The 26,759-nt window shown below is 60.7% G+C and carries 26 protein-coding genes and 1 tRNA gene; 12 read left to right on the forward strand and 15 right to left on the reverse strand.

Features of this window, described 5'->3' with window-relative positions:
- Positions 1–10: 10 nt before the first annotated feature.
- Positions 11–1,954, reverse strand: a complete 1,944-nt coding sequence (locus tag ACIQWS_RS02865) for an AsmA-like C-terminal region-containing protein (RefSeq protein ID WP_403170009.1) — start codon at positions 1,952–1,954, stop codon at positions 11–13.
- A gap of 182 nt (positions 1,955–2,136) precedes the next feature.
- The gene (locus ACIQWS_RS02870; protein ID WP_403170012.1) at positions 2,137–5,289 is read right to left on the reverse strand and encodes a histidine kinase dimerization/phospho-acceptor domain-containing protein; all 3,153 of its coding nucleotides are present in this window, start codon (positions 5,287–5,289) and stop codon (positions 2,137–2,139) included.
- Between the two features lie 290 nt (positions 5,290–5,579).
- Between ACIQWS_RS02870 and ACIQWS_RS02875 the strand changes: the two genes are divergently transcribed.
- On the forward strand, positions 5,580–6,035 hold the full coding sequence (locus tag ACIQWS_RS02875) for a phasin (RefSeq protein WP_105736338.1): 456 nt from the start codon (positions 5,580–5,582) through the stop codon (positions 6,033–6,035).
- Positions 6,036–6,259: 224 nt separating this feature from the next.
- A tRNA-His gene (locus tag ACIQWS_RS02880) sits at positions 6,260–6,336 on the forward strand.
- Positions 6,337–6,394: 58 nt separating this feature from the next.
- Here the strand turns inward: ACIQWS_RS02880 and ACIQWS_RS02885 are convergent.
- Positions 6,395–6,829: an acetyltransferase gene (locus tag ACIQWS_RS02885; protein WP_403170016.1), complete on the reverse strand. Its 435-nt coding sequence runs from the start codon at positions 6,827–6,829 to the stop codon at positions 6,395–6,397.
- A gap of 173 nt (positions 6,830–7,002) precedes the next feature.
- On the opposite strand from ACIQWS_RS02885, the gene ACIQWS_RS02890 reads away from it, so the two are divergent.
- From ACIQWS_RS02890 to ACIQWS_RS02900, 3 genes are read left to right on the forward strand one after another with little or no spacing between them, the layout of a single operon-like run.
- The gene (locus ACIQWS_RS02890) at positions 7,003–7,680 is read left to right on the forward strand and encodes a response regulator transcription factor (RefSeq protein ID WP_223612394.1); all 678 of its coding nucleotides are present in this window, start codon (positions 7,003–7,005) and stop codon (positions 7,678–7,680) included.
- Entirely contained in the window at positions 7,670–9,055 is a 1,386-nt protein-coding gene (locus tag ACIQWS_RS02895; RefSeq protein ID WP_403170019.1) for a sensor histidine kinase, read from the forward strand. The genes ACIQWS_RS02890 and ACIQWS_RS02895 overlap by 11 nt, the downstream gene beginning before the upstream one ends.
- Positions 9,052–10,155: an ABC transporter substrate-binding protein gene (locus tag ACIQWS_RS02900; protein WP_403170022.1), complete on the forward strand. Its 1,104-nt coding sequence runs from the start codon at positions 9,052–9,054 to the stop codon at positions 10,153–10,155. The genes ACIQWS_RS02895 and ACIQWS_RS02900 overlap by 4 nt, the downstream gene beginning before the upstream one ends.
- A gap of 1 nt (position 10,156) precedes the next feature.
- Here ACIQWS_RS02900 and xseA read toward each other — a convergent pair whose 3' ends face one another.
- Positions 10,157–11,740, reverse strand: a complete 1,584-nt coding sequence (xseA, locus tag ACIQWS_RS02905) for an exodeoxyribonuclease VII large subunit (RefSeq protein WP_403170025.1) — start codon at positions 11,738–11,740, stop codon at positions 10,157–10,159.
- 83 nt (positions 11,741–11,823) lie between these two features.
- Here xseA and ACIQWS_RS02910 point away from each other — a divergent pair, with 83 nt between their 5' ends.
- The gene (locus ACIQWS_RS02910; protein ID WP_403170028.1) at positions 11,824–12,393 is read left to right on the forward strand and encodes a DUF2585 domain-containing protein; all 570 of its coding nucleotides are present in this window, start codon (positions 11,824–11,826) and stop codon (positions 12,391–12,393) included.
- Between the two features lie 4 nt (positions 12,394–12,397).
- Here ACIQWS_RS02910 and ACIQWS_RS02915 read toward each other — a convergent pair whose 3' ends face one another.
- Positions 12,398–13,354, reverse strand: a complete 957-nt coding sequence (locus ACIQWS_RS02915; RefSeq protein WP_403170030.1) for a LysR substrate-binding domain-containing protein — start codon at positions 13,352–13,354, stop codon at positions 12,398–12,400.
- 206 nt (positions 13,355–13,560) lie between these two features.
- Between ACIQWS_RS02915 and ACIQWS_RS02920 the strand changes: the two genes are divergently transcribed.
- Positions 13,561–13,848, forward strand: a complete 288-nt coding sequence (locus ACIQWS_RS02920) for a DUF1127 domain-containing protein (RefSeq protein ID WP_223611725.1) — start codon at positions 13,561–13,563, stop codon at positions 13,846–13,848.
- Positions 13,849–13,959: 111 nt separating this feature from the next.
- Here the strand turns inward: ACIQWS_RS02920 and ACIQWS_RS02925 are convergent, their stop codons facing one another.
- From ACIQWS_RS02925 to ACIQWS_RS02950, 6 genes are all read right to left on the reverse strand, one after another.
- Complete coding sequence (locus ACIQWS_RS02925; protein ID WP_403170033.1) at positions 13,960–14,919, reverse strand: DUF937 domain-containing protein; 960 nt, start codon at positions 14,917–14,919, stop codon at positions 13,960–13,962.
- 78 nt (positions 14,920–14,997) lie between these two features.
- Positions 14,998–15,936: a phosphoribosylaminoimidazolesuccinocarboxamide synthase gene (locus ACIQWS_RS02930; protein WP_403170035.1), complete on the reverse strand. Its 939-nt coding sequence runs from the start codon at positions 15,934–15,936 to the stop codon at positions 14,998–15,000.
- Between the two features lie 75 nt (positions 15,937–16,011).
- Positions 16,012–16,755, reverse strand: a complete 744-nt coding sequence (locus tag ACIQWS_RS02935; RefSeq protein ID WP_403170038.1) for an SDR family oxidoreductase — start codon at positions 16,753–16,755, stop codon at positions 16,012–16,014.
- Positions 16,756–16,778: 23 nt separating this feature from the next.
- Positions 16,779–18,152 carry a glutamate--cysteine ligase gene (locus ACIQWS_RS02940; RefSeq protein ID WP_403170040.1) on the reverse strand — a complete coding sequence of 458 codons (1,374 nt, stop codon included), beginning with the start codon at positions 18,150–18,152 and terminating at the stop codon, positions 16,779–16,781.
- A 106-nt stretch (positions 18,153–18,258) separates the two neighbouring features.
- On the reverse strand, positions 18,259–18,993 hold the full coding sequence (locus ACIQWS_RS02945) for a 16S rRNA (uracil(1498)-N(3))-methyltransferase (RefSeq protein WP_403170043.1): 735 nt from the start codon (positions 18,991–18,993) through the stop codon (positions 18,259–18,261).
- A 46-nt stretch (positions 18,994–19,039) separates the two neighbouring features.
- Entirely contained in the window at positions 19,040–19,477 is a 438-nt protein-coding gene (locus ACIQWS_RS02950) for an Lrp/AsnC family transcriptional regulator (RefSeq protein ID WP_223611716.1), read from the reverse strand.
- A gap of 133 nt (positions 19,478–19,610) precedes the next feature.
- Between ACIQWS_RS02950 and ACIQWS_RS02955 the strand changes: the two genes are divergently transcribed.
- Positions 19,611–20,510 (forward strand): DMT family transporter, encoded by a 900-nt coding sequence (locus ACIQWS_RS02955; protein WP_403170047.1) that lies wholly within the window; start codon positions 19,611–19,613, stop codon positions 20,508–20,510.
- Between the two features lie 86 nt (positions 20,511–20,596).
- The gene (locus ACIQWS_RS02960; RefSeq protein WP_403170050.1) at positions 20,597–21,124 is read left to right on the forward strand and encodes a GNAT family N-acetyltransferase; all 528 of its coding nucleotides are present in this window, start codon (positions 20,597–20,599) and stop codon (positions 21,122–21,124) included.
- A 15-nt stretch (positions 21,125–21,139) separates the two neighbouring features.
- Here the strand turns inward: ACIQWS_RS02960 and ACIQWS_RS02965 are convergent, their stop codons facing one another.
- Positions 21,140–21,745, reverse strand: a complete 606-nt coding sequence (locus tag ACIQWS_RS02965) for a hypothetical protein (protein WP_403170053.1) — start codon at positions 21,743–21,745, stop codon at positions 21,140–21,142.
- A gap of 72 nt (positions 21,746–21,817) precedes the next feature.
- Here ACIQWS_RS02965 and ACIQWS_RS02970 point away from each other — a divergent pair, with 72 nt between their 5' ends.
- Positions 21,818–22,516, forward strand: a complete 699-nt coding sequence (locus ACIQWS_RS02970) for a type 1 glutamine amidotransferase (RefSeq protein ID WP_403170055.1) — start codon at positions 21,818–21,820, stop codon at positions 22,514–22,516.
- Positions 22,517–22,690: 174 nt separating this feature from the next.
- The gene (locus ACIQWS_RS02975) at positions 22,691–22,831 is read left to right on the forward strand and encodes a hypothetical protein (RefSeq protein WP_165401767.1); all 141 of its coding nucleotides are present in this window, start codon (positions 22,691–22,693) and stop codon (positions 22,829–22,831) included.
- Positions 22,832–22,839: 8 nt separating this feature from the next.
- Here ACIQWS_RS02975 and ACIQWS_RS02980 read toward each other — a convergent pair whose 3' ends face one another.
- Both ACIQWS_RS02980 and ACIQWS_RS02985 read right to left on the reverse strand, forming a co-directional pair.
- The gene (locus ACIQWS_RS02980; protein ID WP_346307538.1) at positions 22,840–23,577 is read right to left on the reverse strand and encodes a metallophosphoesterase; all 738 of its coding nucleotides are present in this window, start codon (positions 23,575–23,577) and stop codon (positions 22,840–22,842) included.
- Positions 23,574–24,356 (reverse strand): FCD domain-containing protein, encoded by a 783-nt coding sequence (locus ACIQWS_RS02985; RefSeq protein WP_346307537.1) that lies wholly within the window; start codon positions 24,354–24,356, stop codon positions 23,574–23,576. The genes ACIQWS_RS02980 and ACIQWS_RS02985 overlap by 4 nt, the downstream gene beginning before the upstream one ends.
- 181 nt (positions 24,357–24,537) lie before the next feature.
- On the opposite strand from ACIQWS_RS02985, the gene ACIQWS_RS02990 reads away from it, so the two are divergent.
- Entirely contained in the window at positions 24,538–25,845 is a 1,308-nt protein-coding gene (locus ACIQWS_RS02990) for a DUF3422 family protein (protein WP_403170059.1), read from the forward strand.
- Here ACIQWS_RS02990 and ACIQWS_RS02995 read toward each other — a convergent pair whose 3' ends face one another.
- Positions 25,846–26,745, reverse strand: coding sequence for a LysR family transcriptional regulator (locus ACIQWS_RS02995; protein ID WP_223611704.1), 900 nt, complete (start codon positions 26,743–26,745; stop codon positions 25,846–25,848).
- Positions 26,746–26,759: the final 14 nt, after the last annotated feature.

Genomic DNA, 26,759 nt, shown 5'->3' on the forward strand with positions numbered 1-26,759 from the left:
TCTCGATGCACTAATTCGCCGGTGCGATGATCGGCGAGATAAACGGATTGTCCCAGGAACCGCCGATAAAGAAGCGCGTGTGATTGAATACCGGCGCAGGCTTCTGCTCGGCGGGTGCGGCTTGCGCCGTCGCGTCGGCGGGCGCCGGAGCAGGGGCTGCTGTTGCCGCTGGCGCGGGTGCGGGTGCGGGTGCAGCAGCAGGAACAGGCACCGCATAGTCTCCCGTCAAGGCCAGGCTCTTGCCGATAAGGGTGACAATGCCGGCAAAGCTCAGCACGCCGGATTTCATCTGGACTTGCGCGGTCTCGAGGGCTGCCACGCCGTCCATGATATTGGCCTTGATCTCCATCCGGTCGAATGCCAGCCAGGCGTCGGTTTTTTCATTCAGGCTGAAAAACCGGTCCGTTTTGGCCCGGTTGAGCAGATTGTTGAAATCGATGCTTTTGATCTGCCCGGTGCCGAAGCGCATGCTGAGGGTGCCCTTGGCGTTCTCCATGGCCGATGACCACCGGGAGATCGGTCCCTTGAGAAGGAGGGATATCGTGCCTTTGCCGAGCTCGAACCGGTTGCCAAGCCCCAGCAGCGGAGCGATGGCCGCACTGTTCACATCCGTGCCGTTGAGACGCAGTTCACCCGTGGCGCCGCCATCGCCTTCTTCGGCCAGCTGGAAACTTGCGGCAATGGAGCCGTTGAAGGCTGCGGCCTCGCCGATGTCGAAAATGGCCCGGCCGTTGCGAACCTGCGCGGTTGCGGCAACATTCGTCAGATTGACCGAACCCGCCGTGGCCTTTTGCGTGGAGACGCGCAGGTCCACATTGGCCTGCTTGAGGAAGCGGGTATCGATAACCGCATTGGCGTTGGCCGACCCGTCGGGCAGCGGCATGAAGCCCGACAGCACGGAGCGGAGGTCAAGCGTCTCGAAGGCGAGCGTGCCGGTGATGCTTGGCGTTCCGTCGTTCAGGACGATTTCAATGCCGCCCTTTGCCGGATTGTTGTTCAGGGTTGCCGTCAAACCGTCGAGCTTCATGCGGTTGGCCGAGCCGGAAACCGTGGCGTCGAGGGCGAAGCTGCCAATCGGCGCGCCGGGAATGGATGGGGTCTTCGACCATTCCAGCGTCCGGCGCAGGGACGGGGAGGTCAGCGACAGGGTGCCCTGAAAGAACTGGTTCTTGGCAATATTGGCCGAGCCGTTGAAAGCAAGGGTGAGGGGCGTTGATGTCAGGTTCACCTGCAGCGGGCTGGTGCCGCCAGCCAGCAGCAGCAGCGCCTTGCTGGCGGAGCTGTCGATCTCGGTTTCCTCGCCATGCCAGATGGCATTGCCGCGGAAGCTGGCGACGCCCGAGGTCTGCGGCCATTCAAAAACGCCGCTGATGCTGGAAATCTGCTCTTCCGACCCGTTGAGCGGCCGCTTGAACGTCACCATCGCATCTTCAAGCCGGATACGTCCGAACGGCTGCGACGACACATTGCTCATATCCGGTTTTGCCGGATTGGCCTCGATGGCCGCCCGTGCCTCGCGCATGACGTCGCCGATGCGCCCATCGGTTTTTGCCAGGGATTCGCCGATCTGCGACAGGCTTTTGATCGGCTCGTCGATGACAAAACGCGGCCGGATAATGGTTGTCTCGGTGAATTCCGTCCGGCCCATCAGCGCGGAAAGCAGCGACAGGTCAACCTCGATGCGTTCCGCCTTCATAAAGGGCGTGCCTTCACTCTGCCAAGGATTGCGGATGGTCACGTCGGCAAGCGAGGCGGAAAAGACCGGAAAGAACGAAATTTGCGGCGTCTGCCGCGATTCGACACTGTAGCCGGTCCAGTTGCTGAGTTCCTGAATGAGCCGGGCACGGATGACATCCGTGCTGACGAGATAGGGAATAGCGGCGAGAAGTCCCGCGGCAACGAGAGCCAATGCGATGATTGTCGCGAATATGTTCCTCGGCCGGTACCAGGACATGAATATTCCGATGTCTGCTGTTCTTCCGGCTGCACGCCGGAAGGTTTTACGCTTCTCCATCTACGGTTTAGCGATGATGCGTTGCAATTCAAGGGCCAGAGATCGTCAGGCGCCAATTTGTTGCAGAGCGTTGCCATCGCATTGCGGACTGAATGAGGCGATGGGAAGCTGTCTTACAATTTTCAGTCGGCGAGGACGCGGGTCGACGGAAAACTGATTTCGACCATCGTGCCGCGCCCCGGCGCGGAATCGATGGCAAAGCTTGCGCGGTTTGCCTCGGCCATGGCCTTTGTTAATGGCAGCCCGAGACCCGTGCCGTCGGTGCGCGCATGTTTGGGCGTGGTGATCTGCTTGTAGGGGCGCAGCGCCTGTTCGACTTCCTGCCGCGTCATGCCGATACCGGTATCGCGCACCCGCAGAAGCACGTCGCCGCTGGGTTCGTAACTGGTCGAAACGATCACCTGTCCGCCCGGTCCGGTAAAACGCACGGCGTTCGACAGGAGGTTGAGGGCAATCTGGGTGATCGACCGCTGGTCGGCGACAATGTCGGGCAGGCGCGAGGTCAGGCTGGAGCGGATGATCACCCGTTCGCGGTTCGCCTGCGGCTGCATGATCGCCACCGCCTCGGTGAGAGCGTCGTTCAGCGAAACCGCCTGGAAGTCGAACTCCACCGCGCCCGCCTCGATCTTGGAAATGTCGAGGAGGTCATTGACCAGCGACAGAACGTGATTGCCGGAACGGCTGATATCGTGGAGATAGTCGCGATACCGCTCATTGCCGACAGGGCCGAATTTTTCGTCCGCCATCAACTCGGAAAAACCGATGATGGCATTGAGCGGCGTGCGGATTTCATGGCTGATCCGGGCGAGGAATTCGCTCTTCTGGCTGGAGGTGCGCTCTGCCTCGCGCTTGGCGCTGAGAAGTTCTTCCTCGGCCTGTTTCCAATGGGTGATATCCCGCAACACGACGCAAAAGCCCTTTGACGCATCGAGCTTGCCGATGGTCATGAACAGAGGGATGAACCGCCCCTTGCTTTCGCGGCCGATGACCTCGCGGCCGTCATTGAGAACGCTGGCGACCCCGTTGTCCGACAGGCTGCTGACATAGTCCATGGCCGTCCGCTGGCTCTCGATGGCAAAGAGCAGGGAGAACGCCTTGCCTTCCACGTCTTCCGGATTATAGCCAAACAGCGCCGCCGCCGAATGATTGACCGAACGGATGGCACCGGCGGAATCAAGCAGGATAACCCCATCCGTCGCGGTATCCAGAATCGCATTCAGCTCGTCGATGCGGGTTTGCAGGAGCTGCCGCTCGCTGTCGTCGAACCGCTGTTCCGGCGATTGCACCACGGGCGGCTGCGCCTCAGGCGACAAGGCCAGCAGCAGGGCGCGTTCGCCGTCCTCGTCCCAGCGCACGGCCTGAAGGTGCGCCTGGACGCGCCGGGTCGTGCCATCGCTCAGACGCAGGTTCACACCATCCGCTGTCTCGCTGTCGGCCTGTTCCGGATTTTCGGCAAAAAGTGCATTCAGGCCGCCTGCCGCGTTGATGCTTTCATGCGTTTCATAAAGCGTGGCGTCGAGCAGGGCCGTGTTGGCATAGAGAAGAATGCCATGGCGATGGATGAGGACCGGAAGAGGCAGGGCCGCGAGAACGGCGGTATCGACGCCTTGCCGGGCTTGTGTGCGGATATTCTCCGCAAAATCCGTCTGCGGTGCCGGATCGGCTGCAGTTGCCGCTGCCTCGTTGTCTGCCGGCACGGTGAAACCGGGGCCGACGACTTCCGCATCGGGAACAGGCGGCACGACGGGCGCGGGCACTGCCGGCTGTTCCGATGGCGCTTCGGCGTTGGTTAGGGCAGCCGCAGGGGCGGCTTCCTTCGGGTTGTCGGCCAGAACTTCGCGGCGCAGCCGTTCGGCGATTTCCCTGAAGGCATTGCGTTCCGCATCGTTCAGGCGCCCGTCATCGCGCGGAAGACGGTTGGTCTTCAACGGGATGACGTTGCCTTCTATCGCTTCGGTCCTGGCCTCGTCGCGGGCAGGCTCAACCGGTGCGGCGGGTGTGATGGCAATGGCGGGTTTTTCGCCATTGAATGCATCGACGGGAGGAACGGGCTTGGGCGCGAGCGCCTTGCCAATCGCCTCGGGATCGGTCGTAACATCACCCATGCGGGCAACGCCGAACCCGCGAAAGCCCATGAACACCCGTTCGCGCGAATAGATCGGCAGGGCCGCCAGTTCGATGGGCACGCGTAAATCGGTGCCTTCGATCGGCCACAGAACGGAGCGGCCCGACCATGTGTCGCGCCGTTCGAGAAGTTCGGCAATCTCGCCGCCGCTGTCGAGCCCGTAGACGTTGGCGACATCGCGGAAGGATTTTCCGATGACCGCCGCCGAGTTGGGGCCTACCGCGCCGACAAATTCGGGAGATATTTCGTCGAAATGCGCATCCGCATCCACCTTCCAGACAAAACGGACAGGGTTGTCCGAGGGCTTGTACTGAAAAGGCCCATCTTCGGGCGCCGCGTTCTCCGCCTGTTGCCCCGCTGGTTCAACGGCGGGGGTGCTGTGCGGCGGTTCCGTGGCTTCGACGCCGCTGTCCCGGACATCCTGGACAACGGTGACGGGCGGTTCGGGCTGCTTGTCCGCGGTTTTTACCGGTTGTTCTACGCTTGCATTGACGTCGCGGATGGCGAAGAGAAGATGCAGGGCAGGGCTGTCGGTCAGCCGCGCTATGCCGGCCGGCACAAAACCGTTGGCTGTCTGCACCGGGCGTTTCACCAGCCGGTTGCGTTCGAGCCGCACTTCGCGCACCAGATCGCCCAGCATCTTGTCGTTGAAGCCGATGCTGCGGAACTGCTCGGAGGCTGCCAAGACCGTGCCGGCGGCATCGATCATGGCCGCATGGGTGGTGCTGTCTCCAAAGCCCTTGATGGCCAGCGCGGCGATCTCCGCTTCGGATGTCAGTCGAGCCGTATTGGCGATGGACAGCAGGATGGCGGCTTCGCCGCGCGGCAGGGTCAGGTCGCTTGCCTGGAATGTCAGGATGCGGCTGGCCAAGCCGAAGGCCACACGCAATGACACCGTGCGGCCATGGCCGATGGCAGGGAAACCGTCGAGCGCCATGAGCTGACGTCTTGCCTGTACATTGAGCACGGAGCCGGCATCGAGAATATCGTCGATGGTCGCATAGCCAAGCGCGTTTGCACCCTGGCCATTCGCCCAGATGACATTCTCCAGATCCGGCGAAATCACCACAAGCGCATCGCCATTGGCAAAATGCTCGCGAATTTCATCCAGAACGGCAATATCGATGAATGGGTAAGTTCCAGACGTCATCGTTTGACCGGTGCACTCCACAATAAAGCATCCGCTGTCTGCGGATTGTCTTAATACTCTGTTAATAATCGTCTGGCGATCAATCGTCCACTCACAGTCCCTTACGTCACACGTCTTTCTCTTGGTTTAGTTAACTTGGAAGACGCTCCACAAAAATATTTGGATGAAAAATCAGACGTTTGATTGTGCGATGCGAAAGAAATGTTGCAATGCACAATAAATTGGGTTATATACGTGTCATGAATTCACAAGCAGTCGCATAGACCGGCTGCACATGGAAGGAACATATTATGAGCAAGACCACCAAACAGACTGCTGATGCGTTCTCGATCCCTGCCTTTGATGCGACCGCTGTAACCGATCAGGTTCGCGAATTCACCGAGAAGGGCGTTGCCCAGTCCAAGGAAGCCTATGCCAAGATCAAGGATCAGGCCGAAGCTGCCCAGAAGACACTCGAAAGCACGTTTGAAACTGCACAGTCGAACACTGCTGCTCTCTCCCTCAAGGCTCTGGCTGCGCTGCGCGCCAACACCGAAGCCAGCTTCGCTCATATCGAAGCCCTGATCGGTGTTAAGTCTTTCGGCGAAGTCATCGAACTGCAGAGCGCATTCGTTCGCAAGCAGGCTGAAGCCCTGACCGACCAGGCCAAGGAATTCCAGACAGTTGCAACCAAGGCTGTTGAAGAAATCTCCGCTCCGGTCAAGTCGGCTGTCGAGAAGGCAATCAAGGACGTCAAGGTCGCCTAATTTAACGGCCTTTGATGAAAAAATACTCCGGCGGCACTCCTCCTCCCGGCCGCTGGACAAGCAAGACCCGATAGTTCCTCCCGTATGGGTCTTGCATTAATGGAAAAGGCCGGTTCCTCCCCCGGCCTTTTCTTTTTTGTTGGTTTTTACCTTTCTGTTGCATCGGGTGCTTGCCAAAAGCATCAATCTTACGTATGTGACCCCTGTCGAAAAGAAGACGGTGCGCGGTCGTAGCTCAGTTGGTTAGAGCGCAGGATTGTGGCTCCTGAGGTCGGTGGTTCGAATCCACCCGTCCGTACCACTTCTTCCCAAAGCCTCCCCAATACCCCCAAAAATACAAAGCCGGATCAAACCGGTTCTCAGGCTGGCTGCTGCATGTGAATCAGCGGAAAAGGGCGGCCCGATCCATCGCGTTCCGAACGCCCGACGGCAACAAATCCATAATGTCTGTAAAAGCCGTGCGCGTCGGGATTCTGTTCGTTCACATCGACGCTGAGCCGGCCCTTGAGCGTTCGCGCGTGATCCAGGAGCTGCCGGCCGGTTCCTTGGCCATGCCGTGCCGGATCGACGAACAGCATCTCCACCTTGGCGCCCGTCAGGCCCATGAAGCCCAGGAGCTGGCCGGATGGCGACTGTGCCACCCACACTTCAAGTCCGGGAAGCGCCTCGTCGCGCACGAGCGGCAGGAAGAACTGGATGTCTGTTTCGGACAGGAAATGGTGCGTCGCCCGGACGGCGCTTTCCCAGATTGCCACGAGCGGCGGTATGTCGTCGGGCTGTATCGGTCGGATCATCATCATCTTCATTCTCTGCAAGACGTCGTCAAGGGGAGTTCGATATCGCCCCGGCGCCCGTTTGCCAAGCGGGTCCGGTTCGCCTGGCCCATGCGTCCGCTGCATTCAATCCCTGCATGGTAAAAGCATTCATCGTCAATTGATCCCGGCGGGCGTTCATGCCAATGAAAACCATGCGCATATTGCTGGTTGAGGATACGCATGATGTGGGGGAGGCTATCGCCAAGCGTTTCGAGGCGATCGGCCATGCTGTCGATTGGGAAACCGACGGCCGTGCCGCGGCGGAAATCATCGATTTCACTGAATATTCGCTGATCATCCTTGATGTCATGCTGCCGGGCATGGACGGCTTTGAGATTCTCAAGCGCTTGCGCCGATCCGGCAATGCCGTTCCCGTCCTCGTGTTGACGGCGCGTTCCGAGATCGAGGACCGCGTCGGCGCCCTCGATCTCGGTGCGGATGATTATCTCGTCAAGCCCTTCGATTTTCGCGAGCTTGAGGCGCGCGCCCGCGTGCTGATCCGGCGCCGCACCGGCGGCGAGGCGACCAATCTGATCAAATGCGGCGATATCGCCATCGACCGGGGCGCGCGGTCCGTCCATGTCGGCAAGCGCGAAGTCCAGTTGAAGCGGCGCGAGCTGACATTGCTTGAAGTCATGGCGGCGCGGCCCGGCCGTGTTTTCAGCAAGGACGAACTGCTCGACCAGATTTTCGGGTTCGACGAGGCCGCCAATGCCAATGCCATCGAGCTCTATGTCGGCCGGTTGCGCAAGAAACTGGAAGGCGCGCAGGCGCGCATCGTGACGGTGCGCGGGCTGGGCTATCAACTGGTGGCCGGCGATGCAGCATGAGCCGTCCCTCTTTGCCCGTCTGGCCCGGCGTATTTCGCTGGTTCTGGGTATCGGTGCGGCGATTCTCGTCAGCGCGGCCTGGTATTACGCGGAAACAGCGGCCGACAAGGCCTATGACCGGCTGCTTGTCGGCGCTGCCCTGCAAATGGCCGAGAGTCTTTCCGTTGAAAGAGGCGCGCTCAGCGCCCGTCTGCCCACATCGGCGTTTGAATTGCTCGGTCTTGCCGAACGCGACCGGATTTTCTACCGCGTCATCGATACCAACGGCAAAACAGTGACCGGCTATGATGATCTGCAAAGCCCGGCGCCGCCGGATGGCGCGCGCGACGCCGTCAGCATCAGCGAAGGTATCTACAAGGGCGAGGCGGTGCGCATAGCCCGCGCCACCCGCGTGCTGGCGGACCCGTCGGTGACGGGGCATGCCTATGTCGTCGTGGCGCAGACCAACGAGGCGCGCTCCGCCCTGACGCGGGAACTGACGCTGCGTGCCACCATCCTTGTCGTCGTCATGAGCTTTCTCGCCTTTGCCGGTGCCATGCTGGCCATCCGCTATGCCTTGCAACCCGTGGAACGCTTGGGGGCGGCCGTGCGCCGCCGTGACCCGCACGACCTGACGCCGGTTTCGGTCGGCGTTCCGCGCGAACTCGATCCGTTTGTCAGTTCCATCAATCATTTCATGGGCCGCCTGAATGAACGTGTTGACCTGCTGCAACGGTTCATCGCCGATGCCGCGCATCAGATCCGGACACCGCTGACGGCCCTGTCCGCGCAGATCGATCTTCTTGGGCATGACAAGCTGGACAAGACCGGACGGCAGCATTTCGAGCGGGTGCAGCAGCGCACCGGCGAGCTGGCGCGCCTGACCAACCAGTTGCTCAGCCACGCCATGGTCATCCACCGCGCCGACTCCATCCAGCTTGAGCCGATCAGCCTCGTCGATGTGGCCCGCCGTGCCTACCGCGCCGCCATTCCCATCACCGTGGACCCCGATATCGTCATCTCGTTCGAAGCGCCCGATGACCGCCCCTTTGTCCTCGGCGATGCGGTCAGCCTGCGCGAGGCTATTGTCAATGTCATCGACAATGCCCTGCGGCACGGAACAGATCAGCGGCTTGAGGTGCGGGTGCGCTCCGACGCGCTCGACGCCTATGTCGAGGTCGAGGATGACGGCCCGGGCATTCCGCCGGAGGGCTGGGAAAAAGCCACCCAGCGTTTCGCGACATCGAAATCGCACGAAGGCAGTTCCGGCCTTGGCTTCGCCATTGCCCAGGAAGTCGTCAATGCCCATGGCGGCACGCTGGGTTTTCGCGCACGGGATGAGAAGAGCTTCACGGTTATCCTGACATTGCCTTTGTACAAGGGGCCCGCGAAATGATGAAACGTTTCACGGCTACCCTGATTGCCGCAATCCTTGCCCTGACATCGCAGGTTCTGGCGGCAACGGACAATCATACACGATTTCCGGCGCTGCAGACGGAAACCGGCAAGCTGACGATCTATTCGACCACCGATCTGGCCGCTATGAAGCCGCTGATCGACGATTTTCAGCGCACCGCACCGGGCATATCGATTGATTACATCGAGTATCTCACCAATGAACTGCATGCGCTGGCCAGCGAAGCCTGCCGCAAGGACGAGCCGCTCGGGGACCTGCTCCTGTCGTCGTCAGTGGATCAGTTGCTGAAACTGGCCAATGATGGCTGTGCCGCGTCCCACACATCGCCGGAAACGCTGCGTGTGGCGGATTGGGCCAACTGGCGCGACGAGGTTTTTGGTTTCACCTATGAACCGGCCGTCTTCGTCTACAACACCCGCAAGGTCCCGCCGGCCGAGGTGCCGCGCACCCATGTGGAACTCGCCGACCTCCTGCGCGAACGTCTTGATTACTATCGCGGCCGTGTCGGCACCTACGATATCCGCCTCTCGGGCATTGGCTATTTGCTGGCCTTCAACGACGCCCGGCAGACGAACACCGTCTTCGGCCGCTTGCTGGAAAGCATGGCACGCGCTTCTGCGGTGGCGCGATGCTGCACCGGCGAAATTCTCGAGGAGGTAGCGAGCGGACGCCTCTATATCGGCTACAACATGCTGGGTTCCTATGCCTATGATGCGGCGCGAAGGTATCCGGATCTCAGGGTTGTCGTGCCGCGGGACTATACGCTGGTGCTCAGCCGCGGAGCGCTCATTCCCAAATCCGCAGAGCGCGGCGACCTTGGTGCGCAGTTCCTTGATTATCTCCTGTCGGAGCGCGGCCAGTCGATTGCGCGGAGCAATGCGTTCTATTTTTCCGAAACGGGCGGCCTGCCGCCGGATGTCGACGGGCCGCAGAACCTGAAGGAATCGGGAATTGCACAACCCATCCGCATCGGGCCAGGGCTGCTGGCAGTGCAGGATTGGGCGCAGAGACAGCGCTTCATCGAGGATTGGTCGCGCTCATTGATCGAGCTCAACAGCCCGGAATGGACACGGGAGTAAATTAAAAAAGCGAGCCTTGGTCCGTGCCGGGCGCGGCAGGCTTCTTTGCCGGAGCCGGGCGTTCCGGCTTTGGCCTGATCGGATTGGCTTCACCGTCCCCGGCCACGGCCTGAACCTCGCCATCCTGGAAGCGCAGCGTCAGATGATCGCCGCTGGCAATGGCAGCGGCGCGTTTTACAGGTGCGCCCGCCGTGTCGAGCACGATGGCAAAGCCGCGCTCGAGTACGCTCTCGTGCGAAAGCGTTTTCATCAGCCGTTCGAGTTCGCTGCCGCGTCGCTTGGCCCGGTCCAGCGTGATGCCGATGGCCTGATCCTGCCGCCGTTCCAGCTGGGTGAGCGATTGGCGCCCCCGCACGGCAAGGCGGGCAATCGGTTCAGGCGACAGACGCTGGGTATGACGGGCAAAGACGGCGCGCCGGTCACGCAGGAAGACGCTCAGGCTGCGCGGCAGGCGGTCGCCGAAAACAGTCACTTCCCGCTGCTTTTCGCGGAACCGCTGCTGCAGGACCCTCGGCGACAATTGCCGGGCGCGGCCATCGAAATGCGCACGCTTTTTCTGGGTGTTCGCCTGCAGGGCGCGGCCGAGCCGGGCGGCGGTTTCGTCGAAATGCCGCCGGGGCAGGGCAAGCAGCTGGTCGGCGGAGGGCAGGGCGCGCGACAGGGCGCGCTGGGCCTGACGGCGATTGTCGAGGTAACGCGACATGCCCGCCGCCAGCCGCGCGCCATAGGTGGCAACGCTCGCCTGCAGGTCAGCCCGCACGGGCACGGCCATCTCAGCCGCGCCGGTCGGTGTTGGAGCACGGACGTCAGCGGCAAGATCGATCAGCGTCCAATCGGTTTCGTGCCCGACGGCCGAAATGACCGGAATATCGGAGGCCGCAACGGCGCGCACGACGACTTCATCGTTGAAACCCCAGAGATCTTCCAGGCTGCCGCCGCCACGCGCCACGATCAGCACGTCGGGCCGGGGCAAGGCGCCGCCCGGCTGCAGGGTATTGAAACCATTGACGGCCGCTGCCACTTCCGCACCGGAGGTTTCGCCCTGCACGCGCACCGGCCAGACCAGCACGTGCAGCGGAAAGCGGTCGGTAATGCGGTGTATGATATCGCGGATAACAGCACCGGTCGGCGAGGTGACCACACCGATGACGCGCGGCATGAAGGGCAGCAATTGCTTGGCGGCCGGATCGAACAGGCCTTCGGCACCGAGCTTGCGCTTGCGTTCCTCCAGAAGCGCCATCAAAGCCCCGGCACCGGCCGGTTCCATCTGCTCGATCACAATCTGGTATTTCGACGAGCCGGGATAGGTGGTCAGCTTGCCTGTCGCGATGACTTCCATGCCCTCTTCGGGCTGGAATTTCAGCCGGCTCATGCTGCCGCGCCAGACGACGGCCTCGATACGGGCCTTGTCGTCCTTCAGGGAAAAATAGGCATGGCCCGAGGAATGGGGGCCGCGATAACCGGATATTTCGCCGCGCACGCGCACATGGCCGAACGTGTCCTCAACAGTGCGCTTTAGCGCTCCCGAGATTTCGGATACGGAATATTCGGCAACATTGGACGTCGATTCGGACTTTTCGGTCATTCCCTATTCCTAACGGGGTGATGAATGGCGTCAAGTCTTGGAGGCCTGTGTTGCAGGGCCGGGGGATGAAAAGGGGAATGCTCATGACGCAACGTCTCAGTCTGCGCCATTATCTGATGATCGGCACCGCGATGATCGCTCTGACCGCCATCATCCTGCTGTGGATGGGCCGCAATCCCATCTGCACCTGCGGAACCGTCAAGCTCTGGGTGGGCGAAGTCAACTCGTCCGACAATTCCCAGCATATTTCCGACTGGTATTCCCTGTCGCACATCATCCATGGTTTTCTGTTCTACGGCCTTTTGTGGCTGGTTGCGCGCAGCAAGCCGGTGGGCTTCCGCCTGCTCCTTGCCATTGTGGTCGAAGCCGCGTGGGAGATTTTCGAGAACACCGACATGGTCATCAATCGCTACCGCGAGGCGACCATTGCGCTCGGTTATACCGGGGACAGCGTGCTGAATTCGGTGTGCGATATCCTGTTCATGGTGATCGGCTTCTTCTTTGCATCGCGCGCGCCGCTCTGGCTGACGATCATTATCGCCATCGTCTTCGAATTGCTGGCGGGATATGTCATTCGCGACAATCTCACCCTCAATGTCTTGATGCTGGTCTATCCGCTCGATGCCATCAAGGCGTGGCAGGGCGGGCTATAACCGCCTACCAGCCCGGAACCAGCTCTGTCGAGCGCACCTGCCGCAGGCGCTGGTTGACCTGGTTCGGCGCGGCCGCCGGGGCCATGCTGACCGGGGTTGGCATCGACAAATTGTCGAGGCTTTCGACGATATGCTGCGCCAGCGCATCCACGATGGCGGAGGGCTTGGTGTGGCCGCGCATGATGCCGATGCCGAATTCCGGCAGGCGGCCAAAGCCGTCGGCTTCGCCGAGCACACGCATGCCGGGGCGCAGGGCGCATTCCGGCAGGATCGAGACCGCAAGGCCGGCAAGCACTGCCGCTGCCAGAACCGTCGCCGACCAGCTGGTGAACAGGATGCGATAGTCGTGATGCATGGTGTCGAGCACGTCGATTGCCGCGGCGCGCCAGATGCAGGTGGGTCGGCCGACGGCAAGCGGCAGCACCTTCTCCTCATGCACCGTATGGTGCGCCGAGGTGACCCAGAGCAACTGCTCGCTTCGCACCACTTCCGAACGGCGCATGTCGTCGCACTGCGTGACCAGCGCCAGATCGAGCTGCCCCTTGCGGATCATCTCATCGAGATTGACCGTGGGCTCGCACACCACGGAAAGCTCCACGCGGGGATTGGAGCGGGAAAAGCGCGCCATGATTTCCGGCAGGAAGCGGTCAGCATAATCATCCGGCGTGCCAATGCGGATATGACCCTGCAACTGCGTATCATCAAAGGCCGCAATGGTTTCACCGTTGAGCTGCATCATGCGCCGCGCATAGGCCAGCAGACGCTCGCCGTCTTCGGTCAGCTTGTTGGTGCGCCCGTCCCGTTCGAACAGGGCCTTGGAAACCCGCTCTTCCAGCCGGCGCATCTGCATGGAAACAGCCGACTGAGTCTTGTTGACCGCATCAGCCGCTCTGGTGAAGCTGCCGCTGTCGGCAATGGCGATAAATGTCTGCAATTGGTCAAGATCAAGAGGCGCACTCATGGCTTTGCTCCCGGACGGTTCAATCCATCATTATTATTGAACGTTTACATGAAAAACATTCGTTTGAATAATCAATTTTTGTGGATCATTCTACAGATGTTCAGGAGACGCCTGTGTTGAAACGATACCGGGCGTAATGCGTAGAAAATGGTTTCCACGCGATTCAACCCTTCTTGATCAGCGCCATTCAAAAAAGGAGTAGGGCGATGACGACGACAACGAGAACGACTGAAGTAAATGGATTGGTGCCCGCGATCACTTTCGCGCTGGCTCAGGCCTTTGGCTTTGTCACCCGAATGATCGTCGCCCGCCGCAATCGCAAAACGATTTTGAGCCTCGGTGAGTGGAACGATCAAATGCTGCATGACATCGGTGTCACACGCGGTGATCTGCATTCGGCCCTTGGCACGTCGCTGCTTGAAGATCCGAGCGAAAAACTGGGCGCATTGGCCGATGTACGGGCCCGTTTGCGCGCAGCACGCTCGATCAGCTGAGCATCGATTTTGACGGTTTAGCAGGCGTCCCATTCACACCGGAATCCCCTCCCGGTGCCCCGCCTGCCCACTGCCCGGCCTTCTGGCCGGGCTTTTTCTTTATGGGGCCGGCTATTTGTTGCGATCCATGCCGCGCAGATACTGGTCGAAAATGGATTCGACACCCTTCTGATACTGCTCGTTGGTTTTCCGGCCTGTTTCGAACATCTGGTCGAGGACATCCTTGAACGGATTGTTGGCAGCGGGCGGCTGGTCCGGCTGCCGGGGCTGAGGCTCCGGTGCCGTGCGCTGTTGTGCACCGCCGCCGAGCATATCGCCGAAGATTTTGCCGAGCGGATTGTCGCCGAACGGGTTCTGCGCGTTTCCCGACGGCTGCTGGCCTTGCGGCGTGGCGCCGGGAAACCCGCCGCGCGTCATCTGTTCGAGGATTTGGCCAAGCGGATTGTTGCCCCACGGATTGGCTTGGCCTTGCGGCTGCTGCGGCGTTCCGGCAGCGCCGCCGCCGAGCATGCTTTCCAGAATCTGGCCCCAGGGGTTGGCGGCGCCCGGCTGGTTGGGAGCGGTCTGGCCGCCGATGCCGCCGCTTTGCCGCATCATCTGCTCGATGAAATCGCCAATGACATTGCCACCGCCGAGCCCGGCCGCCGCAAACTGGCCCGTCGACTGCTTGTAGAGCCCGCCCATCGTCATCGATGCGAGCACGGGCAACATCTGCTGCAGCGTGCTGACGGCGATACCGGTCATCCGCGCGGCATGATCCGCGACGGCACGTGACAACTCCTTCGAGCCGAACAGATTGTTCAAAATGGCATTGCCGTCGGCAATGCCTGCCGGATTGAAGGCCGCCTGCGGATTATCAAAATAATTGACGTGCTGGCCCGACGACAGCGACTGGATGAAGGCGCCGACACCCATGGGATCGGCGGTATTGCGCTGCAAGCCCTGCGAGAAAGCGGGCATCAATGCCTCGATGGCAGCGATTGTCTGTTGTTGCGAGAGCTGAAACTGGCGGGACAATGCCTCCACGGCCTGCCCGCCCTGTCCCTTCAGAAACATGTCTACGAGATTCATGGCGCCGATCCTCCTTCGGGCTGATGCACGAGGGAAGAGTAGCCCTGTCGATAAGCAAAGTTCAATCTTTTTATCGGGTTAGAAGTACTGCGCCAGATTCTTGCGGATGCGTTCCAGCGGATCGACGGCGGGATCGCCGGGCGTGAATGTTGCACCGGTAATCGTTTCATAGGCCTGGATATAGACCTTGGTCGTCGCGTCGATCATATCCTGCGGAATCTCGGGGATATCATCCTTGTAGGGGTCGCAGCGCTCGACCACCCAGGTGCGGATGAAATCCTTGTCGAAACTGACCGGACGCTTGCCCGGCGCATAGCTGTCGGCAAACCAGTAGCGGCTGGAATCCGATGTGTGGATTTCGTCAGCCAGCACGATATTGCCATCCGCATCCGTGCCGAATTCGTACTTGGTATCGGCCAGGATGAGGCCGCGGCTGGCGGCGATTTCCTGTCCGCGCGCGAAAAGCTTGAACGCATAGGCGGAAATCGTATCCCACTGCTCCTGCGTCAGCAGCTTCTGGTCGAGTATTTCCCGGGCGGTCAGCGGCTCGTCGTGGCCGCCATCGAACGCCTTGGATGTCGGCGTGATGATCGGGGCGGGAAGCTTTTCATTGTCCTGCAGGCCGTCGGGGAAGGTCGTGCCATACATCTCCCGCTTGCCCGCCTTGTAGAGTGTCAGGATCGATGTGCCGGTGGTTCCGGCGAGATAGCCGCGTACGATGATTTCGACCGGCAGGATATCGAGGCGGCGGGCAACCACGACGTTCGGGTCGGGATAATCGAGCACATGGTTGGGACAGATATCCTTGGTCTGCTCGAACTGGTAACGCGCGGTCTGCGTCAGCACTTCGCCCTTCAGCGGAATGCAGGCAAGAATCCGGTCAAATGCGCTGATGCGGTCCGTGGCGATAATGATGCGCCGTCCATCCGCCAGATCATAATTCTCCCGGACCTTGCCGCGGTAGTAGTTCGGCAATTCGGGAATGAAGGCTTCAGTAAGCGCTTTGTGTGTGGGCATGGTGTGAAGAATCCGCGTCAGACAATCTGGCTTCCGCATAACACATAAGTCGGGGAACGGGAGTCAAATTCTGAGTTAGCGGCCGCCGGTGACATCGAGAAGCGCCCCGGTGACATAGGACGCGGCATCGCTGAGCAGCCAGACGATGGATTCGCCGACTTCGTCAGCCGTGCCCGGCCGCCCCAGCGGTGCCGTCACGCCGAGGCGCTGGGCCCGGTCCGGCTGGCCGCCGCTGGCATGAATGTCGGTTTCGATCAGACCGGGGCGGACGGCATTGACGCGGATGCCTTCGGCACCGACTTCCTTGGAAAGGCCGATGGTCAGCGTATCCATCGCCCCCTTTGATCCGGCGTAGTCGACATATTCCGACGGCCCGCCAAGACGAGCTGCGGCGGATGACAGGATGACGATTGATCCACCCTTGCCGCCGCGAGACCGCGCCATCCGGCGAACACCTTCGCGGGCACAGACATAGGCGCCGAGGATATTCACATCGAACATGCGCTTGAGACGTTCGGTATCGATATCCATCAGCTTGGATGCGGGCGCTACGATACCGGCATTGACGACAAGTCCGTCGAGCGGGCCGAGTTCCTCGGTCTGCCTGAACATGGCGATGACATCGGCCTCGTTGGCGACGTCACCCTGTATGGCTTTTGCCTTGCCGCCAGCCGCGACAATCGCCGCCACCACGTCATCCGCAGCGGTCTTGTTGCCGACGTAATTGACGCCGACCGACCATCCCTTTTGACCCGCAAGAATGGCCGCCGCGCGGCCAATACCACGGCTCGCGCCTGTTATCAGGATGGTCTTGCTCATCGCATGTCTCCCAAAGGGCGGAATTAGTAGGCATACTCCAGAAAAGCGGGTTCAACCGAGCCGCCCCAGACCGTGTTGTACTGGCTGAGCATCTGCTCGGCGGAGGTCGTGCCGCGCGCGACAACTTCCTCCAGCGATGCAAGATAATGCGTCTCGTCAAAGCCTTCGCTGTTGAGCAGCGCGCGGTTTTTCAGGCCAAGGCGCGAAATCGCCAGCACGTCGCGCGAAATGTCGTGCACCGAGCGGTTGCGCAGCGTGGCGCGCAGACCCTTTGCCGGCACCTCGTCGCGCAGGGCCTGCACTTCCGGGTAGGTCCAATCGCGGGTGAGGGCTTCCGCAGCATCCAGTGCCTCGGCGTCGTAGAGAATGCCGACCCAGAATGCCGGCAGCGCGCAGATACGCCGCCATGGGCCGCCATCGGCGCCGCGCATTTCAAGGAAGCGCTTCAGCCGCACTTCCGGGAACAGCGTTGAAAGGTGGTTCGTCCAGTCGCCCATGTTGGGCGTGGCGTCCGGAATGGCATCTTTCAGCGCGCCGTTCATGAACTGGCGGAACGTCACATGCGTGCAGTCGTGGTAACGGCCATGGCGCAGGACAAAATACATCGGCACGTCGAGTGCCCATTCCACATAATCGGCAAAGCCGAAATTTTCGTTGAAGATGAAGGGCAGCACACCGGAGCGGTTGTTGTCCGTATCGCGCCAGATATTGGAGCGCCAGGACAACAGGCCGTTTGGCTTGCCCTCGGTGAACGGCGACATGGCGAACAGCGCCGTGGCGATGGATTGCAGTTTCACCGAAACCTGCATCTTGCGGCGCATGTCGGTTTCCGAGGCGAAGTCGAGATTCACCTGGATGGTGCAGGTGCGGTACATCATGTTCAGCCCGTCCTTGCCGACCTTCGGCATATAGTTGGACATGATGTTGTAGCGGGATTTCGGCATGCGCGGCGTTTCGGCCAGGGACCATTTCGGACTGCCGCCAAGACCCAGGAAGCGGATGCCGAGCGGCTCGGCTATCTCGCGCACCTGCGCCAGATGCGCATTGGTTTCGCGGCAGGTCTGGTGGATGGTGGAGAGCGGTGCGCCCGACAGTTCGAACTGGCCGCCCGGCTCCAGCGAGATCGCGCCCTGTCCGGTCGGCTCGACGAGGCCGATAATATTGCCTTCGTCTATGATCGGTTCCCAGCCCAGTTTCGACTGCATGCCTTCCAGAATGGCGCGGATGCCACGCGGTCCGTCATAGGGAACCGGGCTGTTGTCTTCGGTATAGAACGGGAATTTTTCGTGCTCTGTGCCGATGCGCCATGCGGATTGCGGCTTGGAGCCCTGGGCGAGGTAGGTCGCCAGTTCTTCCGTGCCGGAAAGGGGCGTCTCGTCTGTTGTATCGCGCGCCATGGATGGTGCTTCCCCACTAGAATTTTGAACTTGCGGCGTGATTGGCTGTTTTCGGAAACGAGCGCAAGCAAATTTCGCTGATGCACTCATCAAGAGAATTTGTAACTCACCAATCGCCGATCGTCGCCTGAATAAGCGCGAGTGCGGCAACGGCGGCAGTGTCGGCGCGCAGGATACGTTGACCCAGCGGAATGGCGGTGACGAACGGCAGCTTGCGCAGGGTTTCGCGCTCCGCATCCGAGAACCCGCCTTCCGGCCCGATGAGAACGCCAAGCGGCCCGCGCGGCAGGCTTTGTAGCAGCGGCAGCGGGTTATGGGTATCATGACCTTCGTCGCAGAAGATCAGGCGCCGGTCCGGATCCCAGCCATCCAGCAGTTTCTCGAGCCTGACCGGCTCGCGCGTTTCCGGGATGGCCAGAACGCCGCATTGCTCCGCCGCTTCGATGGCATTGGCTTCGATCCGATCCATGCCGATTCTGGCGACCTGCGTGTGCTGGGTGATCACAGGTTGCAGAACCCCGGCGCCCATTTCGACGGCCTTTTGCACGAGGTAGTCGAGCCGTCCCTGTTTGAGCGGGGCAAAGCAGTAGATGAGATCGGGTGATTCCGGCTGCACCCGCGTCAATTCGAGCGGCTCCAGCGCCAGCTTCTTCCTGCTTTCAAAGTGCAGGGCAGCGCGCCATTCACCGTCCCGACCGTTGAAAACGAGGATTTCATCGCCGTCCTTCATCCGCAGCACATTGGCGAGATAGTTGACGGCTTCCGCCGGGGCGTCCGCCCGCCTGCCGGCCGCCAGATCCGCGGGAATATAAAGCCGTTGCATTCTGTAATTTGCGCGCATGGGAGATGGATGCCAGAGAGGGGATGGGGCGGTCAAGCAGGCGATGTCAGCCGAGAGGCGGCAGGCGCCGTTTCACCGGCGAGGATTTGACGATGGAGGTGTTGGTTTCGGCCTTTTCCGCCAGCCGGTCGAGCAGCGTATCCAGCTGTTCCATGGTGCGGAAATGCAGCTTGCCGACAAAGCAATCGTCGCCCGTCACCTTGTCGCATTCGGTGATTTCAGGCATCTCCTGGATCAGCCGCTCGACAATATGCAGCATGCCGGGCAGGGGCCTGACCCGCACAATGGCTGTCAGATTATAGCCGAGCGCCGCCGGGTCGATATCGACGGTGAAGGCGCGGATCACCTTCTTTTCCTCGAGCCGCCGCAACCTCTCGGACACGCTGGGAGACGAGAGCCCGACTTTCTGGCTCAGTTCCTTCAGCGAGATTCGCGCATCTTCGATCAGGATACCGAGGATGGTCTTGTCCATTTCATCGAGCATAACAACCTCGTAAGGCAGATCAGGCGTTTTGCCTGCATTAAACAGGTCAAGCGAACTTTACGCCTTTTTCCATATATATCAAATTGCCATTGCTCCGAATAGTCTCGTGGTGCGAGACGAAAGGACAGGTGGCATGGAACGGGATATGGCGAGAGGCAGCGTGGAAATGACCGCTGCGATGATGATTTCGGGTACGATCGGCTGGTTTGTGCTGATGTCCGGTCAGCCGGTCTTATCCGTCGTGTTCTGGCGCTGTGCCTTTGGTGCACTGACATTGCTCGGCGTTTGCGCCGCACTCGGTCTGCTGCGTCCGAATGTTATTTCTTTGAAGCTGTTCGGCCTTGCTGTTCTTGGCGGCATCGCCATTGTGCTCAACTGGGTGCTGCTCTTTGCCGCCTATTCCCGTGCGTCCATTGCCATCGCGACGACGGTCTACAATGTGCAGCCGTTCATGCTCGTTGTATTAGGCGCCCTGATCTTCAAGGAGAAGCTGACATTCACCAAGCTGTTCTGGCTGGCTGTCGCCTTTGCCGGGATGCTGCTGATCGTTCAGGCCAAGCCGGGCGGCAATTATACCGGAACGAACTACATGGCCGGTATCGGCCTGTCGCTGGGCGCCGCGTTTCTCTACGCCATCGCATCCATCGTGGCCAAGCGGCTGAAGGGCACGCCGCCGCATCTGATCGCGCTGATTCAGGTCTGTGTCGGCATCGTGCTGATGGCGCCGCTTGCTGATTTCAGTGTCATGCCCAATGGCGTTGGCCAATGGGGCAGCCTCGTGACAGTCGGTATCGTTCATACGGGGCTGATGTATATTCTGCTCTATAGTGCCATTCAGAAGCTGCCGACCCATCTCACGGGATCGCTGTCCTTCATCTATCCCATCGCTGCCATTCTGGTTGATTATTTTGCCTTCGGGCATCAGCTGCAACCGATACAGTTCCTGGGTTCCGCAGCCATTCTCGTCGCAGCGGCAGGCACCAGCCTTGGATGGAAGCTGGGCCGGTCGGTGCCGGCAAGTGTCAAAATCTGATCGCGGATACCACTTGATTGCCATGCCACATTTGTTCTATATGCATATAAAAAGCATATTATGTCTGACGTATAAAGAGCAGGAACATGGAACTCCGCGCACTGAAACGCAGCGAGATCGAACAGGTCTGGACCATCGATCGCCGCGAGATCATTGAAAACCTTTATACGTTGCGGGGCGGTAAGCTCGTCCTGCACGCGGAATATTTTGATGTCCCTGGCTGGGAGGAAGGCGAGGCGGAGAAATACACGCCCCTGCTGCAGGGAAGTTTCGATCGCGGTGGAAAATTCTTCGGCTTTTTCGACGGCGATACACTGGCGGGCGTTGGGGCCGTGGATACCATCTGGCGTGGCCCGGGGAAGGATCTCCTGCAGTTGAGTTTCCTCCATGTCGGCAATGACTATCGCGGCCGGCGCCTGGGTATGCAGCTCTTTGAGCATTGCAAGGATATTGCCAGGGAAATGGGCGCCAGAGGTCTGTACGTTTCTGCGATACCATCTGAAAACACGGTCAATTTCTACCGGCGTCTTGGTTGTGTCGTCACGGAAGCGCCTGACGCGGAGCTGGCGGCCCTGGAGCCGGACGACATCCAATTGGAATGCATTTTCAGATAGAATAATGCATATGAGTTATATCCCCAGAACGACCGGGATATAACCGGCGGCCAAAGCCCGCACCGTCGAGGGCGGTGTCAGCAGGCTGATATCCTTTGTGGGCGGCGGGCAGGCCATATAGCCATCCCACGACCAGAGATAGGTCTGGCCCCGATGCACCAGATAGGCATTGTCGCCGGAGGCGATCATGCTGCCGTCAGGCAGGTCCAGGATCGCCGTTGCAAGCGGGTGGAGTTTCTTGCCCCCGTTCCCCTCAAGGCGCTCCGCGTGCAGTACACGATCCATTTCCGGCGCCGATGGTTTGGTCGTGCCATCGGCCCATGCGGCCTGAAAAGCCTTCGCCCGTTGCCGCTGGCAATAGAAGCATGGGCGGTGTCCGGCGCTGAGCGCCGTCGCTTCATCGAGGAAGAACAGCTCGGTCCAGCTTTGCCGGGCCATAACGGCGCGCCGGACGTTCCTGAAGTCGCAGACGCAGATGATCCACGCTCTCGTCGACCAGCGCCGTTTCAGCAGGGTGCGGGTTGACGGGTCGTGGATGATGCCGCGATTGCCCATGAAGGTCCCGCGCTGGGGAACGGCGGTGATATCGCCGAAGGGTGTGACACGGTTTTGCAGGGGCATTTGATGGCTTCCGGCTGTGAGGGGTCCATGCTATCGCAGGATCATCGTCAATGCGATCATCAGGCAGGTAGAATGCGCGTTCTTGTCGTACAGAATTATCAGAATACCGGATTGGGACTGGTTGGACAGGCCTTGGCGGAGGCCGGTGCACAGATTGATCTCGTGCAGGCCCATACCGGTGAAGAGCTGCCTGCCGATGATGCGGGTTACGACGCACTGATCTCGCTCGGCGGCGATCAGAACGCCCTTGCCGATGAGCAGTTTCCCTATCTTCCCGCGCTTGCCCGGCTGATCCGCCGTTTTGGCGATGCGGACAAGGCGGTGCTTGGCATCTGCCTGGGCAGCCAGCTCGTCGCACGCGGTTACGATGCCGAAAACATTCTCGGGCGCCCGCAGGAATTCGGCTGGCATGCGGTCACGGCGACGGCCGAAGCGGCAGCCGATCCCGTGCTGTCCGCTGTTCCCCACACCTTTCCGATCTTCCATTGGCACAGGGATACATTTTCCCTGCCGGAAGGCGCCGTGCATCTCGCCTCGAGCGCGATGACCCGCAATCAGGCCTTCCGTATCGGGCGGGCGGTGTACGGCATCCAGTTCCACTTCGAGGCGGACACTGCACTGGTCGAGGAATGGCGGCATGTTTTTCACGACGAGATCATGAGGGACAACCCGGCCTGGCTTGAAAACTATCCGGCGCGGGTCGCGGAAAGTGGCGCTGCCGCCGATGCCGCGGGTCTTGCTTTGGCGCGCGCCTGGGTCGCACTGATCTAGCGGCGGGCGATTCAGTTGCATCTGTGCAACAGGCAAAATTTGAATCAAATTGCCCCGTCGGTATTCATGGGGAGCGTGGCTTTCGTTCACTTGCTGGAAAGAATTGTGCGCTGTAGTTGCCGGGCCGGTTAGCTGGCATGAAGCCAGGCCGTAGAGACTGATGGAAACGCCCGAATGACTATGAAAAGTGCCGCCCTTTTGACCGCAATGATGCTTGCATCGATCCTTTTCATGGGCGCCGAACTGGTATCTGTTGATGCCGGAGGCCGCACCGTATCGAGCGATGGCTACGGAATCAGCTCCGCCTCGCGTTAAGACTTGTTCTAGACAATCGCTTCCAGAAAAGACTTGCCTTCAGCGTCGATCTTGATGGCGCTGAGGCGCCCGCTGGCATAGGCGCCGGTATCGAGATTGACCCGGTTCTGCCGCACTTCCACATCGCTGGCCGGTGTATGGCCATGCACGACAACCTTGGAATGCAACCGGGGATCGTCGAGAAATTCCCAGCGAATCCAGATCAGATCTTCAGGATTTTGCCGGTCGAGATCAACGCCGGGTCTGATGCCGGCGTGACAGAAGAAAAAATCGCCCAGTGTCATCGAGCGCCGCAAGCCGCGCAGAAACTCCACGTGGGTTGCCGGCACGGCGCGCAGCAGGGCGGAGCGTCCCACCGATACCGAAGCCGGATCGTCAAAATCGATCGTCACGCCATAGGAGCGCGCCGTCTGTCTGCCGCCGTGCCGGGCGAAGATTCCGTTGATGTCGCCGGTGGCCAGAAAATCCAGAAATCCGATATCGTGATTGCCTGCCAGCGTCAGCATGCGGTGATTCTTCCTCTGGGCATTAACCAGATGGTCCAGCACCCCCCTGGAATCCGGGCCCCGATCCACATAGTCGCCAAGGTGCACCGCCACCCAGTCGAACGGCGGTGACTTGGCGTTTTCAGCCAGAATGCGCCGGTGCATCTCCTGCAACAGATCGAGGCGGCCATGCACGTCGCCGATGGCATAAACCCGCAGGCGGTCGGGACCGCGCGCATGCTTGAAGTCGACTGTCTTCATGGGCGGTCCAGCTCCCTCTGCCTGCGCCGCAGCCGCGACGTTTCCTGCCAGGCATTGCTGCGTGCCGCGTCCTTTTGTGCCTGCTCGATAAAGTCGATGTGCCTGTGCACCGCAGCCCGCGCCCCCTCGGGGTCTGACGCCATGATGGCATCGGCGATGGATGTGTGCTGTAGCAGCAGCTTTTCCCGGGCGCCGGGAAAACCGTAGATGATGGTACGATTGTAGAACACATCATCGGCGAGCAGCCGGTAGCACGACCGCAGCGTGTGCAGCAGAATGATGTTGTGGGCGCATTCCCCGATGGTGCTGTGCAGTTCGACATCCAGCTCGGCTTCCCTTTTGAAGTCATCGGTCTCGAAGGCGCGCTGCATCGCGTCAACGATCCCGCGCAAAAGCAGGCGGTCATCATCCGTTGCCCGGCGGGCGGCATAGTCCGCTGCGATGCTTTCAATCTCCCGGCGATATTCTAGATAGTCCGCCGCGGCCTTCGGATGGCTCGAGATCAGGTCCATGACCGGCTTGGAAAAGACCTCGCCGATGACATCGGCAACGAACGTTCCGCCACCGTGGCGCACGACAAGCAATCCCTTGGCCTCCAGCACTTTGAATGCGCTGCGCAGGATCGGGCGGGATACATCGAATTGTACGGCAAGGTCCCGTTCGCCGGGCAAACGGTCGCCCACGCGCAGAACACCCTCAAGGATCAATGTTTCGATCTGGCTGACGATGTCGTCGGCCGTTCGGGAAGAATGGATGCGGGCAAAGACCGGGCTGCTCATGTTGAAAGTCGTCCGCAGGAGTGATGTGTCGTGCCAGCGTATCGGCAAATCACGAAACTGGTCAATTCTTTGATCCAGTGGGCAAGCGTCGCATAGCCGCAGCCTTCCGGCGCAAAGGAGCATTGAAAGGGCCGGTCATTGCGTTCACCATCTTGTGAACAGTCTATACCAAGGGGCCGATATGAAGGGGAAAAGACTGAAAACCGCAGCGGCGTTTTCAAATTCCGCCACCAGTCCGGGCGTGATGGGCTTTCCGGGGCACGCGGAGCGTTCCGTGGCGCTGGGAGAAGTGCATGCGCGGCCCTATCCATTGATCGATACGCCGCGCATTCTTATCCAGCTTGCATTCATGACCGAGGGCGGTTCCACCGTCGATCATGCGGTTCTGGCGGAACTCAGCCGCAGCATAGGTGTAGCCTCTCCGGCGCGCGATGCCCGCCACCACATCATGCCCTGGGGCAATGGCACGCTGCGCTGGGAGCGGCACACGGAATTCTCGACCTATCTGTGGGAAGGCCCGCTGCCGCGCAACGGCCAGGCAGCACAGCATCCCTTCGGGGAAGGCTTCAATCCGCCCGGCACGGTGATCGACGGTGTGCGGCTGGAGATCATCCGCAAGGACGCGGGCGCCGCGGCTTTGATTGAGGCATTCGATCCGACAAGCCTCTGCTACAGCGATGTCGAGAACGGGCTTGCCTCCATCGTGACGGATTTCCGGCAGGACGGCGACGGAATGACCCGCATTCTCATCCTCGACGATGGCCTGTCGCCCGCCCGCGCCGGCGCCTTGTCGCAGCGTGTGATCGAAATCGAGACCTACCGTACGCTCGCCATGCTCGGACTGCCGCTGGCGCATTCCCTGTCGCCGCGCATCCGCCGCATCGAAGACCGCCTGGCTGGCCTGACGACGGAAATGCGCGCGCCGGATGCCGACAATCACAAACTGCTCGATGAGTTGACATCCCTTGCGGCGGAACTCGAAGCCGATGCGGCCTCGAGCCTCTACCGGTTCGGGGCAAGCCGGGCTTACAATGGCATCGTGCTGGAACGGCTGGCCGCGCTGCAGGAAGAGCCGGTGACCGGTTATGAAACCTGGGCAGCGTTCATCCAGCGGCGCATGGCACCGGCCATGCGCACATGTCATTCCGTCAGCGGAAGACAGGAAAACCTGTCGGAAAAGCTGTCGCGTGCCGCCACGCTGCTGCGCACGTCGGTTGATGTGGAACTGGAACGGCAGAATCGCGATCTCCTGAGCTCGATGGACCGGCGCGCGCAACTGCAATTGCGCCTGCAACGGACGGTGGAAGGCCTGTCGGTGGCCGCGATTTCCTACTATGTCGTTGGTCTGTTCTATTATCTTGCCAAGGGTGCCGAGGCTTATATGCCGGAACTGCACTCGTCGGTTGTCACTGCCGCCTTTGTGCCCATAGCGATCATTGCCATGTGGTTTCTGGTGAAATCGATCCGCAAATCCCACAATGATGACTGATCAGACCCGGTCCCATGGCGCCACGGGGCCGTAAAGGCCCGCGAGATAGTCGATGAACACCCGCACCTTTGCCGGGAGAAACTGCCGCGAGGGATAAATCGCGTAAATCGCGATATTATGCGAAGCAGCATAGTCGGTTAGCACGCGCACCAGCTGGCCGGCGGCAAGTTCCGGCCCGATATCCCAAGTGGAGCGCAAGGCTATGCCAAGCCCGCCAAGCACCGCGGCGCGCACCACCTCGCTGGAATTGGTCAGGATCGGCCCGGTCGGGCGCAGGGATACGCTGCCATCCGGTCCGTTCAACCGCCAGGGGTCGCCGTTGTGGGCGGCGAGGCAGATGTGGTTGTCAAGATCGGCAATGGAGCGCGGGGCTCCGTGTTCTGCGATGTAGCGCGGCGACGCGACAAGATACCGTTGCACCGGCGCAAGTTTGCGCGCGACCAGGCTGGAATCGGACAGTTCGGCAATGCGGATGGCCAGATCATAGCCTTCCCCGACGATATCGACGAATTCATCCGTCAGCACGAGATTGATGGACAGATCGGGATTGGCCCGCATGAAGGGTTCGAGATGCGGCGCAATATGCATGCGCCCGAAGGTGGTCGGCGCCGAGACTTTCAGCAGGCCATGCGCCTGTTCGGAACGGCGCGATACGAAAGCTTCCGCTTCCTCGACGCCCGACAGGATCGCCAGGACCCGCTCGTAATAGCCTTGCCCGGTTTCCGTCAGGGCAATCTGCCGGGTGGTGCGCTGCAGAAGGCGCGTGCCCAGTCGCTCCTCAAGCCGCCGCAGCCGCTTGGAAATGACGGCGGGCGATACGCCGAGCTCCCGTCCTGCCGCCGACATGCTGCCGGATGAAACCACGCGCGCAAAAATTTCCATGTCATTCAGATGATCCATCGGCGCACTCTTTC

The sequence above is a fragment of the Phyllobacterium sp. NPDC097923 genome, from assembly GCF_044760925.1.
Lineage (GTDB): Bacteria > Pseudomonadota > Alphaproteobacteria > Rhizobiales > Rhizobiaceae > Phyllobacterium > Phyllobacterium calauticae.

Coding starts and splice junctions, on each gene's coding strand:
- ACIQWS_RS02970 (WP_403170055.1), top strand. CDS start 21,818: ATGCGCGTTCTTGTCGTACAGAATTATCAGAATACCGGATTGGGACTG.
- ACIQWS_RS02950 (WP_223611716.1), bottom strand. CDS start 19,477: ATGCTCGATGAAATGGACAAGACCATCCTCGGTATCCTGATCGAAGAT.
- ACIQWS_RS02915 (WP_403170030.1), bottom strand. CDS start 13,354: ATGAGTGCGCCTCTTGATCTTGACCAATTGCAGACATTTATCGCCATT.
- ACIQWS_RS02945 (WP_403170043.1), bottom strand. CDS start 18,993: ATGCGCGCAAATTACAGAATGCAACGGCTTTATATTCCCGCGGATCTG.
- ACIQWS_RS02990 (WP_403170059.1), top strand. CDS start 24,538: ATGAAGGGGAAAAGACTGAAAACCGCAGCGGCGTTTTCAAATTCCGCC.
- ACIQWS_RS02890 (WP_223612394.1), top strand. CDS start 7,003: ATGCGCATATTGCTGGTTGAGGATACGCATGATGTGGGGGAGGCTATC.
- ACIQWS_RS02925 (WP_403170033.1), bottom strand. CDS start 14,919: ATGAATCTCGTAGACATGTTTCTGAAGGGACAGGGCGGGCAGGCCGTG.
- ACIQWS_RS02885 (WP_403170016.1), bottom strand. CDS start 6,829: ATGATCCGACCGATACAGCCCGACGACATACCGCCGCTCGTGGCAATC.
- ACIQWS_RS02975 (WP_165401767.1), top strand. CDS start 22,691: ATGACTATGAAAAGTGCCGCCCTTTTGACCGCAATGATGCTTGCATCG.
- ACIQWS_RS02930 (WP_403170035.1), bottom strand. CDS start 15,936: ATGCCCACACACAAAGCGCTTACTGAAGCCTTCATTCCCGAATTGCCG.
- ACIQWS_RS02980 (WP_346307538.1), bottom strand. CDS start 23,577: ATGAAGACAGTCGACTTCAAGCATGCGCGCGGTCCCGACCGCCTGCGG.
- ACIQWS_RS02870 (WP_403170012.1), bottom strand. CDS start 5,289: ATGACGTCTGGAACTTACCCATTCATCGATATTGCCGTTCTGGATGAA.
- ACIQWS_RS02965 (WP_403170053.1), bottom strand. CDS start 21,745: ATGCCCCTGCAAAACCGTGTCACACCCTTCGGCGATATCACCGCCGTT.
- ACIQWS_RS02900 (WP_403170022.1), top strand. CDS start 9,052: ATGATGAAACGTTTCACGGCTACCCTGATTGCCGCAATCCTTGCCCTG.
- ACIQWS_RS02995 (WP_223611704.1), bottom strand. CDS start 26,745: ATGGATCATCTGAATGACATGGAAATTTTTGCGCGCGTGGTTTCATCC.
- ACIQWS_RS02960 (WP_403170050.1), top strand. CDS start 20,597: ATGGAACTCCGCGCACTGAAACGCAGCGAGATCGAACAGGTCTGGACC.
- xseA (WP_403170025.1), bottom strand. CDS start 11,740: ATGACCGAAAAGTCCGAATCGACGTCCAATGTTGCCGAATATTCCGTA.
- ACIQWS_RS02955 (WP_403170047.1), top strand. CDS start 19,611: ATGGAACGGGATATGGCGAGAGGCAGCGTGGAAATGACCGCTGCGATG.
- ACIQWS_RS02895 (WP_403170019.1), top strand. CDS start 7,670: ATGCAGCATGAGCCGTCCCTCTTTGCCCGTCTGGCCCGGCGTATTTCG.
- ACIQWS_RS02920 (WP_223611725.1), top strand. CDS start 13,561: ATGACGACGACAACGAGAACGACTGAAGTAAATGGATTGGTGCCCGCG.
- ACIQWS_RS02910 (WP_403170028.1), top strand. CDS start 11,824: ATGACGCAACGTCTCAGTCTGCGCCATTATCTGATGATCGGCACCGCG.
- ACIQWS_RS02865 (WP_403170009.1), bottom strand. CDS start 1,954: ATGTCCTGGTACCGGCCGAGGAACATATTCGCGACAATCATCGCATTG.
- ACIQWS_RS02940 (WP_403170040.1), bottom strand. CDS start 18,152: ATGGCGCGCGATACAACAGACGAGACGCCCCTTTCCGGCACGGAAGAA.
- ACIQWS_RS02935 (WP_403170038.1), bottom strand. CDS start 16,755: ATGAGCAAGACCATCCTGATAACAGGCGCGAGCCGTGGTATTGGCCGC.
- ACIQWS_RS02985 (WP_346307537.1), bottom strand. CDS start 24,356: ATGAGCAGCCCGGTCTTTGCCCGCATCCATTCTTCCCGAACGGCCGAC.
- ACIQWS_RS02875 (WP_105736338.1), top strand. CDS start 5,580: ATGAGCAAGACCACCAAACAGACTGCTGATGCGTTCTCGATCCCTGCC.